This is a genomic window from Pseudoalteromonas sp. P1-7a, assembly GCF_001401855.1.
Lineage (GTDB): Bacteria > Pseudomonadota > Gammaproteobacteria > Enterobacterales > Alteromonadaceae > Pseudoalteromonas.
The window spans coordinates 44,110-57,338 of sequence record NZ_LKDU01000013.1 but is presented as its reverse complement, the minus strand read 5'-3'; the positions used below and the strand labels follow the sequence as shown (position 1 = coordinate 57,338).

Annotated in this window: 13 protein-coding genes; 7 read left to right on the top strand and 6 right to left on the bottom strand. The window is 39.8% G+C overall.

Annotation, left to right across the window (positions count from 1 at the left end):
* Position 1: 1 nt before the first annotated feature.
* The 3 genes from odhB to sucD all read left to right on the top strand — a co-directional run bounded on the left by odhB (position 2) and on the right by sucD (position 3,741).
* The gene (gene odhB, locus AN389_RS10250; RefSeq protein WP_055015982.1) at positions 2–1,525 is read left to right on the top strand and encodes a 2-oxoglutarate dehydrogenase complex dihydrolipoyllysine-residue succinyltransferase; all 1,524 of its coding nucleotides are present in this window, start codon (positions 2–4) and stop codon (positions 1,523–1,525) included.
* 177 nt (positions 1,526–1,702) lie between these two features.
* Positions 1,703–2,869 (top strand): ADP-forming succinate--CoA ligase subunit beta, encoded by a 1,167-nt coding sequence (gene sucC, locus AN389_RS10245; RefSeq protein WP_004586679.1) that lies wholly within the window; start codon positions 1,703–1,705, stop codon positions 2,867–2,869.
* Positions 2,869–3,741, top strand: a complete 873-nt coding sequence (sucD, locus tag AN389_RS10240; protein ID WP_004586678.1) for a succinate--CoA ligase subunit alpha — start codon at positions 2,869–2,871, stop codon at positions 3,739–3,741. The genes sucC and sucD overlap by 1 nt, the downstream gene beginning before the upstream one ends.
* A gap of 63 nt (positions 3,742–3,804) precedes the next feature.
* Here sucD and AN389_RS10235 read toward each other — a convergent pair whose 3' ends face one another.
* The gene (locus tag AN389_RS10235; protein WP_055015981.1) at positions 3,805–4,875 is read right to left on the bottom strand and encodes a DUF3083 family protein; all 1,071 of its coding nucleotides are present in this window, start codon (positions 4,873–4,875) and stop codon (positions 3,805–3,807) included.
* Between the two features lie 208 nt (positions 4,876–5,083).
* Between AN389_RS10235 and glnS the strand changes: the two genes are divergently transcribed.
* Positions 5,084–6,748, top strand: coding sequence for a glutamine--tRNA ligase (glnS, locus tag AN389_RS10230; RefSeq protein ID WP_055015980.1), 1,665 nt, complete (start codon positions 5,084–5,086; stop codon positions 6,746–6,748).
* Between the two features lie 130 nt (positions 6,749–6,878).
* Here the strand turns inward: glnS and fur are convergent, their stop codons facing one another.
* The 5 genes from fur to AN389_RS10205 all read right to left on the bottom strand — a co-directional run bounded on the left by fur (position 6,879) and on the right by AN389_RS10205 (position 9,418).
* Positions 6,879–7,322, bottom strand: a complete 444-nt coding sequence (gene fur, locus AN389_RS10225; protein ID WP_055019754.1) for a ferric iron uptake transcriptional regulator — start codon at positions 7,320–7,322, stop codon at positions 6,879–6,881.
* Positions 7,323–7,510: 188 nt separating this feature from the next.
* Positions 7,511–8,038, bottom strand: coding sequence for a flavodoxin FldA (gene fldA / locus AN389_RS10220; protein ID WP_055015978.1), 528 nt, complete (start codon positions 8,036–8,038; stop codon positions 7,511–7,513).
* Positions 8,039–8,052: 14 nt separating this feature from the next.
* Complete coding sequence (ybfE, locus tag AN389_RS10215) at positions 8,053–8,331, bottom strand: LexA regulated protein (protein ID WP_004586673.1); 279 nt, start codon at positions 8,329–8,331, stop codon at positions 8,053–8,055.
* A gap of 2 nt (positions 8,332–8,333) precedes the next feature.
* Positions 8,334–8,555, bottom strand: coding sequence for a DUF2788 domain-containing protein (locus tag AN389_RS10210; protein WP_004586672.1), 222 nt, complete (start codon positions 8,553–8,555; stop codon positions 8,334–8,336).
* A gap of 95 nt (positions 8,556–8,650) precedes the next feature.
* Positions 8,651–9,418 (bottom strand): alpha/beta fold hydrolase, encoded by a 768-nt coding sequence (locus AN389_RS10205; RefSeq protein WP_055015977.1) that lies wholly within the window; start codon positions 9,416–9,418, stop codon positions 8,651–8,653.
* Positions 9,419–9,770: 352 nt separating this feature from the next.
* Here AN389_RS10205 and seqA point away from each other — a divergent pair, with 352 nt between their 5' ends.
* From seqA to astE, 3 genes are all read left to right on the top strand, one after another.
* On the top strand, positions 9,771–10,346 hold the full coding sequence (gene seqA / locus AN389_RS10200) for a replication initiation negative regulator SeqA (RefSeq protein WP_055015976.1): 576 nt from the start codon (positions 9,771–9,773) through the stop codon (positions 10,344–10,346).
* 10 nt (positions 10,347–10,356) lie between these two features.
* Positions 10,357–11,994 (top strand): phosphoglucomutase (alpha-D-glucose-1,6-bisphosphate-dependent), encoded by a 1,638-nt coding sequence (pgm, locus tag AN389_RS10195; protein WP_055019753.1) that lies wholly within the window; start codon positions 10,357–10,359, stop codon positions 11,992–11,994.
* Positions 11,995–12,073: 79 nt separating this feature from the next.
* The gene (astE, locus tag AN389_RS10190; RefSeq protein WP_055017678.1) at positions 12,074–13,126 is read left to right on the top strand and encodes a succinylglutamate desuccinylase; all 1,053 of its coding nucleotides are present in this window, start codon (positions 12,074–12,076) and stop codon (positions 13,124–13,126) included.
* Positions 13,127–13,229 lie beyond the last annotated feature (103 nt).

Genomic DNA, 13,229 nt, shown 5'->3' with positions numbered 1-13,229 from the left:
AATGAGCACAGAAATTAAAGTTCCTGTTCTTCCTGAGTCGGTTGCAGATGCTACCGTTGCTACATGGCATGTAAGTGTAGGCGACAAAGTAAGCCGTGACCAAAACTTAGTAGACATTGAAACAGATAAAGTGGTTTTAGAAGTGGTTGCACAAAACGATGGTGTAATTACTGAAATATCACAAGAAGAAGGTGCAACGGTACTTGGTGACCAAGTTATCGGTTTACTTGGTGATGCTGATGCAGCACCAGCAAGTGACAGTGCTCCGGCAAAAGAAGAAGCCGCACCTGAAAAATCAGAAGACGCGCCTGCGGCGCAATCAGCTCCAGCATCAGAAGGTAAAGAAGTGGACATTAAAGTACCTGTACTTCCAGAATCAGTTGCAGACGCAACAATTGCTACATGGCATGTACAACCAGGTGAGGCGGTAACTCGCGACCAAAACTTGGTAGATATTGAAACTGATAAAGTTGTTCTTGAAGTAGTAGCTCAAGAAGACGGTATCATGGGCGAGCAACTAAACGCAGAAGGCGATACTGTACTTGGTGAACAAGTTATTGGTAACGTTAAAGCGGGCGGTGCTCCAGCTGCACCTGCAGCTAAAGCAGAAGAAGCGCCGGCTGCAAGTGAGTCTAACGATAGCTCAGATGTGTTAACGCCTTCTGTACGTCGTTTAATTGCTGAAAAAGGTCTTGATGCGTCTAAAATTAAAGGCACAGGTAAAAATGGCCGCGTAACGAAAGAAGACGTTGATACTTTCTTAAAAGCGCCTGCTCCAGCGGCTAAGAAAGAAGATACTTCAGCACCAGCTGCACCTATGGGTGACCGTACACAAAAACGTGTACCAATGACGCGCTTACGTAAAACCATTGCTAATCGTTTATTAGAAGCGAAAAACTCGACAGCAATGTTAACTACTTTTAACGAAGTAAACATGAAACCTATTATGGACCTTCGTAAGCAGTACCAAGAAGTATTTGAAAAGCGTCACGGTATTCGTTTAGGCTTTATGTCTTTCTATGTGAAAGCAGTAACTGAAGCACTTAAACGCTTCCCTGAAGTAAATGCATCAATTGATGGCGATGATATTGTTTATCACAATTACTTTGATATCAGCATCGCTGTATCTACGCCACGTGGTTTGGTTACACCAGTACTTAAAGATTGTGACAAGCTGTCTGTTGCAGAAATCGAAAAAGGTATTCGTGAATTAGCCCTTAAAGGCCGTGACGGTAAACTAACACTTGACGATATGACAGGTGGTAACTTTACCATTACTAACGGTGGTGTATTTGGCTCGTTACTTTCTACGCCTATTATCAACTTACCACAGTCATCAATTTTGGGTATGCACAAAATCCAAGAGCGTCCTATGGCTGTAAATGGTAAAGTTGAAATTCTTCCAATGATGTATTTGGCACTATCTTACGATCACCGCCAAATCGATGGTAAAGAATCAGTTGGTTTCCTAGTGACTATTAAAGAGTTACTTGAAGATCCAACTCGCTTATTACTGGATGTTTAATCGAGTAGTATGAAATATAAGCTGTGAATGACAATTCACAGCTTTTTTTTTGCGCCTTTGGTCTTACTGGGGTTTTCATGTTAAGCCTTGGGATCTATACTAGGTGCGCAATTTGGGATAGCTGTTTATTTGCATAAATATTCAGCTCTTTTAGTATAAAAAATTGGATAAAGCATCATGAATTTGCATGAGTATCAGGCAAAACAACTTTTTGCCGAATATGGTTTACCAGTTTCTCAGGGTTTCGCTTGCGATACACCTGAAGAAGCTGCAGCAGCTGCCGAAAAAATTGGCGGTGATATGTGGGTTGTTAAAACTCAGGTTCACGCAGGTGGCCGTGGTAAAGCTGGCGGTGTTAAGCTAGTTAAAACAATCGAAGAAGTAAAAGAATTCGCTGCTAACTGGTTAGGTAAAAACTTAGTTACTTACCAAACAGACGAAAATGGTCAGCCTGTTGCTAAAATTTTAGTAGAAAGCTGTACAGATATCGCTAACGAATTGTACTTAGGTGCAGTTGTTGACCGTGCTTCTCGCAAAGTTGTTTTCATGGCGTCTACTGAAGGCGGTGTTGAAATTGAAACGGTTGCTGAAGAAACTCCAGAGCTTATCCACAAAGCAGAGATCGATCCATTAGTGGGTCCTCAAGCTTACCAAGCACGTGAGTTAGGTTTTAAACTGGGTCTTAACCCTACACAAATGAAGCAGTTCGTTAAGATCTTTATGGGTCTTGGCAACATGTTCAATGATTTTGATTTCGCACTTCTTGAAATCAACCCGTTAGTAATCACAGACGAAGGTAACCTTCACTGTCTTGACGGCAAAATCGGTATCGATGGAAATGCACTTTACCGTCAACCAAAAATCCGTGAAATGCACGATCCATCTCAAGAAGATGCTCGTGAAGCACACGCAGCAAGCTTCGAGCTTAACTACGTAGCACTAGACGGTAACGTAGGTTGTATGGTTAACGGTGCTGGCCTAGCGATGGGTACTATGGACATCGTAAACCTACACGGCGGCAAGCCAGCTAACTTCCTAGATGTTGGTGGCGGCGCAACTAAAGAGCGTGTTTCTGAAGCATTCAAAATCATCCTTTCTGACGATAACGTAAAAGCTGTTTTAGTTAACATCTTTGGTGGTATCGTACGTTGTGACATGATTGCTGAAGGTATCATTGGCGCAGTTAAAGAAGTAGGTGTAAACGTGCCTGTAGTTGTACGTTTAGAAGGTACTAACGCTGAACTAGGTCGTGACGTTCTTAAGAACTCAGGCCTTGATATCATCGCTGCTGAATCACTAACAGACGCTGCTGAGAAAGTTGTAGCTGCTGCGGAGGGCAAATAATGTCTGTATTAATCAATAAAGATACAAAAGTTATCTGTCAAGGTTTCACTGGTGGACAAGGTACTTTCCACTCTGAGCAAGCGCTTGAGTACGGTACACAAATGGTTGGTGGTGTAAGCCCAGGTAAAGGCGGTCAAACGCACCTTGGTCTTCCAGTATTCAACACAGTACGCGATGCAGTTAAAGAAACAGGCGCAACAGCGTCAGTGATCTACGTACCAGCACCGTTCTGTAAAGATGCAATCTTAGAAGCTATCGATGCGGGCATCGAGCTAATTGTTTGTATCACTGAAGGTATCCCAACACTCGACATGGTTGACGTTAAAGTTAAGCTTGATAACTCGGGTGTTCGTATGATCGGTCCTAACTGTCCAGGAGTTATCACTCCGGGCGAGACTAAAATTGGTATCATGCCTGGTCACATCCACAAACCTGGTAAAGTAGGTATTGTTTCTCGCTCTGGTACTTTAACGTACGAAGCAGTTAAACAAACTACAGACGCTGGTTTTGGTCAGTCTACGTGTGTTGGTATTGGTGGTGACCCAATCCCAGGTACTAACTTTATCGACGTGCTAGAAATGTTCGAAAAAGATCCACAAACTGAAGCAATCGTAATGATTGGTGAAATCGGTGGTACTGCAGAAGAAGAAGCTGCAGAGTACATTAAAGCTAACGTAACTAAGCCTGTTGTTTCTTACATTGCGGGTGTAACTGCACCTGAAGGTAAGCGTATGGGTCACGCTGGCGCAATCATCGCAGGCGGTAAAGGTACTGCTGATGAAAAATTTGCTGCACTAGAAGCTGCTGGCGTACAAACTGTACGTTCACTTGCTGATATTGGTAAAGCACTTAAAGAGAAAACAGGCTGGTAATCAGTTTGCTTAATCTTTAAAAAAGGCTCGCGAATGCGAGCCTTTTTGTTATTAGTTTAAAAATTAGTACGGGTAACTAATGTGTTGAAAAAATCTTACTGATAAATCTTGCCGTTCTTTATTTATTGCCAATTCTGAGCACATAGCGTGTATTGTTTTCTCTACTTGATTCATAAAGCGGCCATATCCCATTTCATGTTTATCTTTATGAGTGGCAACAATCACAAAATGTAGAGACTCGACTAACTTTTCAGCATTGAAAAAAATATGTATTTGCGTGGCTGTACCATTTACATCAAAACTTATTTTTTGTAATTCTGCATTCCCATCATTTTTATCTATTTGGCTATTTCGCACTATTGGCCTTGCACCATTGGCAACCATAGCACCGTGAGTTAAAGCGTATCGCTCACAGCAGTCTTTAAAAGATGTGGCAAAGTAATTGTAAAAATCAGTGTAGTTATTTTTATTTATTAAGCTTTGAAACTGCGTTTTAATGCCCCGAGAAACCTGTACAGAAAATGTTGCATAGGTCATTTCTGCATGCTCTGCGGGTATTTTACATTGGCGAGCTAAATAGCGAGGATACAGGCTTCTTAGCTTGTAGCCGTAACTTTGGTTGCAGCCTTTGTTCTTAGCAAACAAGTCATAGGTTAAATGTTGATGATCGCGAAGTTTAAACTGAGGTTGTTCAATAAATAATTGGGATTGTAAATTATCTAACACTTTTTGCACTTTGCTGTGAAACTGTGCCGAGCTTGCACGTAAATCATCACCAGTTGCTAAAAATAACAAGCGAATTTTTTTACTTTTACAAGTAGGGGTGTAGTGTAGTTTATGCGCTTCGTGGTAACGCGGGTTGTAAAAAAACAACATTTGCTTTGCTGTTTCTAATTGATACGACTCATCATGAAATCTCACAACGGGTAATTTGTCGTTAGCGAGTAGGTGTACATTATGCAGCTCGTATTCATCACAACTTGCGAATAGTTGTTTAGCAATACGGTTATAGCAACTATCAATGTTTGTAAAGCTAGTATAAAAGTCATCAGAGGGGGTAATTTCAGCGAGTAAATAGTGATTAGCGCGCGCATTTGTTGGAATATAAACTCTGTGTTGTGTAGAACTGGCCATTTTAGAATCCTTTTATGGTGCTTAAGTTTAGGTACTATAAATGGCTTTCATGACTCAAATATTGCGCTAAAACAAATTTAAGTAATAAACTAATGCAGCATTGCCATAATAACTAGAATAAAGGCGCATCTAGTGCTGTATGTTAGTGTTTGTTTTTGTAATAATGCATTAGTTTTGTTATCACGAATATTCAGAGGATCGCACTCCTATGGCGGAAATTGAGAATCGCCCAAGTAACTTTATAAGAACTCGAATTGATGAAGATTTAGCAAGTGGCAAACATGCAACTACGCATACACGTTTTCCACCTGAACCAAATGGCTTTTTACATATTGGCCATGCAAAATCAATTTGTTTGAATTTTGGCATTGCAAAAGATTACGATGGTTTATGTAACCTACGCTTTGATGATACAAATCCAGAAAAAGAAGATATTAACTACGTTAATTCAATCAAAGAAGACGTACAGTGGTTAGGCTTTAATTGGAGTGGCGAGATAAAATACTCGTCAAACTATTTTGATACTCTATACGGCTATGCAGTTGAGCTTATTGAAAAAGGCTTAGCGTATGTGTGTTTTTTAACTGCCGATCAAGCACGTGAGTATCGCGGTACGTTGAAAGAGCCAGGTAAAAACAGCCCATACAGAGACACTTCAGTAGAAGAAAACCTTGCATTATTTGAAAAAATGCGTGCGGGTGAATTCAAAGAAGGCGAGTGTGTCCTGCGCGCTAAGATTGATATGGCAAGCTCATTTATGGTGCTTCGCGATCCAATTATTTATCGCGTTCGTTTTGCTCACCACCATCAAACAGGTGACAAGTGGTGCATATACCCAATGTATGACTTTACGCACTGTATTTCTGATGCACTTGAGGGCATAACCCATTCATTGTGTACGCTTGAGTTTCAAGATAACCGCCGTTTATACGATTGGGTACTTGATAACATCAGCCTTGAATGCCACCCACAACAAATTGAGTTTTCGCGCTTAAATCTTGAATACACAATTATGTCTAAGCGTAAGCTAAACGATTTAGTTGTGAATAACTATGTAGAAGGGTGGGATGACCCACGTATGCCAACGATTGCTGGTTTACGTCGTCGTGGTTATACACCGGCTTCTATTCGTGAGTTTTGCTTACGTATAGGTGTGACTAAGCAAGAAAACATGGTTGAAATGGGCATGCTTGAAGCATGTATCCGTGAAGACTTAAATGAAAACGCACCACGGGCAATGGCAGTACTCGATCCCGTTAAAGTGGTAATAGAAAACTTTGACGCTGATAAAGTAGAAACATTGTCGGTAGCTAACCACCCTAATAAAGAAGAAATGGGTCGTCGTGAAGTACCGTTTACTCGTGAGCTTTACATCGAGCGTGAAGATTTCCGCGAAGAAGCAAATAATAAATTTAAACGCTTAGTACTCGATAAAGAAGTACGCTTACGTGGTGCTTATGTAATTAAAGCTCAGCGTGTAGAAAAAGACGAAAGTGGTGAAATTACCACTATTTACTGTACTTACGACAGCGAAACTTTAGGTAAAAACCCAAGTGATGGCCGAAAAGTAAAAGGGGTTATTCATTGGGTTTCAGCGCCTGAATCGGTTAATGCAGAAGTTAGATTGTATGACCGTTTATTTAATGTGCCAAACCCAGCTGCGGCTGAAGAGTTCGAATCAACATTAAACCCTGATTCGTTAGTTGTACTTGAAAATGCAAAACTAGAAGCGTCGCTTGCTAAAGCCGAACCAGCACAAGGTTTTCAGTTTGAGCGTACCGGCTATTTCTCACGTGATACTAAGTCAGAACATTTAGTATTCAACCAAACGGTTGGCCTTAGAGATTCTTGGGCTAAAATCGAGAAGCAGTAACGCTATAAAATACCAATTTGCATAATATATCATTATTGCAAATTGGTGTTTAACATAGTTTAAATGCTTAATTTAGAACATAAAAAAACCTGCAATTGCAGGTTTTTTTATAATTCATTAAGCGTTGTTGTTAGCTATTTGAATCGCTAAATGCTTTGCACGCTACTTTATCCTTACACTCACCGTATAGGTATAAAGAGTGGTTCGTCAACGTGATGCCGTTTTCTTCGGCTATTTCTAACTGACGACGCTCAATTAAGTCATCTTCAAATTCAACAACCTTACCACACTTCAAACACACAAGGTGGTCGTGGTGAGTGCTGCCAGAAAGTTCGAATACTGATTTTCCGCCTTCAAAATGGTGACGGCTTACAATACCTGCGTCGTCAAATTGGTTTAGTACGCGGTAAACAGTCGCAAGACCAATTTCTTCACCTAAATCTAATAGAATTTTGTATACATCTTCAGCGCTGATGTGTTGGTTATCTGGAGATTGTAAAATTTCTAAGATTTTAATACGCGGTAAAGTTACTTTTAGACCGGCTTTTTTAAGTTCCAAGTTATGATCAGTCATTAAATCTGTCTCAAATTTGTTTGGTTATACTAGACATCTCTTACAGATGCACACGACACATTAGCAATAACAAGGATAACGCGCCTAAGCACTGAGTGCAAAGAACAATTGATCAATTTTGCTATTAAATCTAAAGTCGCTAACTGTTTGATAAATATTTAAACAGTTAGCGATAAAAAGGGGGGAGGTTAGTCTGCTAGTTCGCTTAAGCACATTTCGTCATACACTTGCGCGCACCATGCTTTAACACGTTGCTCTGTCAGTTCTGGTTGGCGGTCTTCATCAATGCCTAAACCTACAAAATGGGTGTCATCGGCCATGCCTTTAGATGCTTCGAAATCGTATCCTTCAGTTGACCAATGTCCAACAACAATAGCGCCACGCTCGGTGACGATATCGTTAATCATTCCCATAGCATCTAAGAAGTATTCAGCGTAGTCTTCTTGGTCGCCACAGCCAAAAATAGCCACTAGCTTACCTTCAAAGTCTATCTCTTCAAGTTCAGGGAAAAAATCATCCCAATCACATTGTGCTTCACCGTAGTACCAAGTAGGAATACCAAATAAGATTAAATCGAACTCTGCAATCTCTTCTTTAGAGCTTTTTGCAATGTCGTGAACAGCCACTAGCTTTTTACCCAATTCTTTTTGGATCATTTTTGCTACGTGCTCTGTATTACCTGTGTCACTTCCGAAAAAAATGCCTACACTTGCCATGGACTTCAAACCTTTTATCTATCAATAGCCAATCTTTCTTGTAAAATTGTTTCAATCAGCGCACTACGGCTAATATTTTGTGCATCCGCCATATCACTCAGTGCCTGATATAACTGTGATGAAACTTTAAATTCTACACGCTTTAAACCACGTGCTTTATCTCGTTTTATTTGATTACGTTTATTAACCTTTAACTGCATATCCCTTGGTAAAGGGTTTGTTTTCGGCCTACCAGGGCGCTTTTCGTATTCAAATAAATCGGGAGTTGTTCTATCTGTTTCTGACTTCGCCATGCCTAACCTACACCTGCACCTTGCCAAAAAACTTGTATAAGCCCTTTCGCAATAAAGCCAGAACAACCTAAAAAGAGGACGCCCCATACAATGTAGCGACCAAACTTAGGTACATTACCACTATTAAGTACGTCTTTAATTGCCAAGCCGATGAATACAAAAATACCGGCTAAGCCAAAGTACAACCCTAGGGTATCAAATTCGTTAATAAACTGACTGACCATCAACGTATAACCTTTAAATTAAACGGCGCGTACTATAGCATATAAATATGCATTAATTTAGTACGGATAACCAAAAACACATGATTAAAATTGCATTAAAGCCCTGTTAAAAAGTCATTTATTGCTTTATTAACCGCAACAGGTTTTTGTGCATGAAGCCAATGTCCTGCACCGTGTATAATTTTTGCTCGAGTATTTTTAAAGCGCTTTGTTATTTCATCGCGGTATTCTGGCAGTATATAATCAGAGTCATTCCCTTTGATAAATAAAGTATCGCACAAACAAGAATTATTTTCATTAACATTGGCAGTGATTGTCGAATATTTTTTATCAAGTACATCTAAATTAAAACGCCAGCGGTACTCACCATCTTCGTTTTTAACCAAGCTTTTTAACAAAAATTGCCTAACACCTAGCTCATTTATGTACTCGCTCATAATTGCATCGGCTTGTTTTCTATCAGTAATATGACTGGTTGCTACGTCTTTAAGTGCGCTAATAATTTGTGTGTGGCGGGCAGGGTAACTCACAGGGGCTATATCAAGTACCACCAGTTTATTTACTTTTTGGCTATGCATTAGCGCCACTTCCATTGCCACTTTACCGCCCATTGAGTGGCCAATCAGGTGCGCATTATTAATATTTAATGCGTTCATCAGCTCAACAATATCCGCCGCCATTGCAGGGTAGTTCATTTCTTCGCTATGCGGTGACGCGCCATGGTTACGTAAGTCCACATTAGTTACCCTAAAGTGCTCGCTTAATGGTTTTGCAATCACATTTAGGTTTTCTAAAGACCCAAATAAACCATGAATAATCACTACATCAGGGCCTTCACCATATTGTTTATAGTTTAAAAGCATGACCGTCTCCTCAAATTTTGGCTTAGTTTGCCGAGCATTGCTTTAAAAAGCAAAAAATATAGCGGCTAACTTTGCTGTACGCGTTTTTAAACGACAGAAAGTTTATTTTTACGCCACTTTTGCTATTTAGAGATATCAGCCCAAAGCGGTTTATAAATAAACAAAGTAAACACTTTAAATTTTTAGTGACTGACTATTTACTACATTGGGTTTATGAAAAAATAAACAACACACTTTAATTTTCGCGCTTAACGGATATATTTATGCGAGTGCTTGTTGTAACTCGCATTTATATTTGGTTTGGGTATAATCACGGGGAAAGAAAAATGTGGCCCGTAATGACAGGAACAACATGAAACAAATCGACATAGACGACGAGTTATATCAGTATATTGCTAGTAATACACAAAGTATTGGCGAAAGCGCATCCACTATTTTACGTCGTTTATTAAATCTAAACGGCACTGACAACACGACCGTTGCTAACAACAATCAAAACAACCAAACAACGACTCAAGCCCCACTTGATGACACGCCAGCTAACGACGACAGCCAAGAGCAAGAGGTTGTCACACCCGTGAAGCAAACAAACGCTAATGTATTTAATATCTTAAATAAAGAAGAACTAGCAATGCAAAAAGGGGTTGTCGGTAGGTTTTTATTTATTTTAAGTGCTTTTTATAGAACACATAAAAAAGAATTTAGTGCTGTGCTTGATATAAAAGGGCGTGACCGCGTTTACTTTGCCACCAGCAAAGAAGACTTAATTAATAGTGGCAGTAGTATGAATCCTAAAAATATTACTGACAGTGAGTACTGGGTTATGACGAATTCAAATACAACACGTAAAAAAATGATGCTACACGAGGTTGCACTGTGCTTAGGTTATTCAGCAGAGCAAGCAGAAGAAATTCGCGATTACTTGTAAGGAAATAAACATGGCTATTCATTCAGGTGCTGGGAAATCTGCGCCACAATCATCTTTAGTTAACGTACCAAAATTGGTATCGGCTTATTACTTAAATGAGCCAGATTTAGAACAAAACCCAGCGCATTGTGTTGCTTTTGGTACGTCGGGTCACCGTGGTTGCTCTTACGATGTTAAGTTTAACGAATCTCATATTTTAGCCATTACACAAGCTATTTGTGACTACAGAAAGCAAAATGATATTTTTGGTCCGCTTTTTTTAGGTAAAGATACACATGCATTAAGTGAAGCTGCTTTTAACTCTGCCATAGAAGTATTAGTCGCTAATGAGGTGCAAGTAATCACCCAGCAAAATCATGATTACACTCCGACCCCTGTTATTAGCCATGCGATTGTTTGCCATAACAAATTAAACCCTAACGAATTAGCCGACGGTATTGTGGTAACGCCTTCACATAACCCGCCTGAAGACGGTGGCTTTAAATACAATCCACCAAACGGCGGCCCAGCTGATACCGATGTAACTAAATGGATTGAAGATAGAGCAAATCAATTGCTATTAGAAGATTTAGTCGAAGTTGAGCTATTTCCATTTGCTAAAGCATCTCGCTCTGGCTTTATTAAATACGAAGACTTAATGACGCCATACATTAACGACTTAGAAAATATTGTTAATTTGAAAGCTGTTAGCGATGCGGATATTAAAGTGGGTATTGACCCGCTTGGTGGCTCTGGTATTAACTTTTGGCCGCTAATAGCGCAAAAATATAATTTAGATTTAACCGTAGTAAACGACAGTGTTGACCCGCGTTTTGCATTTATGCCCCTTGATAAAGACGGCAAAATCCGTATGGATTGTTCATCACCGTATTCAATGGCAAATTTAATTAAGTTAAAAGACGACTTTGATATTGCCATAGGCAATGACCCAGATTATGACCGCCACGGTATTGTTACGCCAGATGGATTAATGAACCCTAATCATTTTTTAGCTGTAGCGATTGATTATTTACTAAAGCACCGCGACTGGGACAGCAGTGTAGAAATTGGTAAAACGCTGGTTTCCAGCTCTATGATTGACCGTGTTGTTGCTCGCAATGAGCGCAAAGTTAAAGAAGTACCGGTTGGCTTTAAGTGGTTTGTAGATGGCTTGAATAAAGGCAAACTTGCTTTTGGTGGCGAAGAAAGTGCTGGCGCTGCATTTTTGCGTTTCGATGGTAGCGTGTGGTGTACCGACAAAGACGGCTTTATTATGGGTTTACTTGCAGCTGAAATACTAGCTGTGACGGGTAAAACACCATCAGCGCTTTATAAAGAGTTAGAGCAAGAATTTGGCTCTCCGCTATACAAGCGTTTAGATGCCCCTGCTAGCAGTGAACAAAAGTCACGCTTAAAAGCGCTTAGTGCAAGTGATGTAAAAGCGGATACGCTGGCTGGCGAACCTATTTTACAAAAACTGACGCATGCTCCAGGTAATGATGAAGCGATCGGCGGCTTAAAAGTAGTGACTGAAAATGGCTGGTTCGCAGCACGCCCTTCAGGAACTGAGGATATTTATAAAATATACCTTGAGTCGTTCAAAGGTGAAGAACACTTGGCGCTACTGGAAAAAGAAGCTAAACAATTAGTTGATTCTGTGATCAGCTAAAACAAGTAAAACTAGTTTAAAACGGCTGATTTATTCAGCCGTTTTTGTTTGTATCTCTCACATTAGAAAAGGGCTTATCATGTTAGCCAAACCAGATTATTTAAATGATTTAAAAAATACCGGTGATTTTTTAACGCTTAGTCGTAATAATGAATGGCATATAGAGCCAAGTGAATTTACGTTAGAGAATGGCACAGGCGTTACTGTTCACGATACAGGTGTTATTGAGTTTCAACCAAAGGTTACAACGACAAAAGATATAGTACTGTCAAGTGCGGTACATGGTAACGAAACCGCACCCATAGAAATATGTGACGATTTAATAAAAACAATAATAAAAGGTGAGCTTGAATTAAATCAGCGTGTGCTCTTTATTTTTGGTAATCCAAAATCAATAAATATTGGCCTGCGTTTTGTAGAAGAAAACTTAAATCGTTTGTTTAACGGGCACCACACTGTTGAAGGTGTGCCAATGAATGACGAGCGCAAACGTGCGGCAAAACTAGAACAATATGTAACTGACTTCTTTTCACGTGGTCAGCAAGGCAGTGCACGATACCACTATGATTTGCATACTGCTATTCGTGGCTCAAAAAATGAGAAATTTGCTGTGTATCCATATCTTCATGGTAAACCATGGAAAAAATCGCAGTTACAATTTTTACTTAGCTGCGGCGTTAATACCGTATTGATGATGAAATCGCCTGCAACCACATTTAGTTATTATTCTTCGTATGTGCACGGCGCAGATTCATTTACGGTTGAATTAGGTCAAGTTAAACCGTTTGGTGAAAACGACATGGCTCGCTTTGCAAAAACCAAGCAAACACTAACTGCATTAATTAGTCAAAAAGAGGTGCAATACCCGCATTTTAATGCAAGTGACTTTGAGTTGTTTGCTGTGCATCGTACCATTAATAGAACCCAGGAAGATTTTAGCTTTCCTTTTTCAGACGATGCAGAAAATTTCACTGGGTTTGCTAAAGGTGAGTTGCTAGCAACAGACGGCGATACTCCTTATTATGCCGATGTTGAAGGGGAAGCGATTATCTTTCCAAATGCAAACGTTGCGCTCGGGCAAAGGGCATTGCTTACCGTTACTCCTATGCAAGTAGATAGTAATTTCGTCTAATAAAACTCATCAGACCACTTTTCTTATATGTTTAACTGTATGTTTTTATTGGTTTAATAAATGCGTACAGTTAACTTTCCAGCTTTTAAATCGTATTTTACTT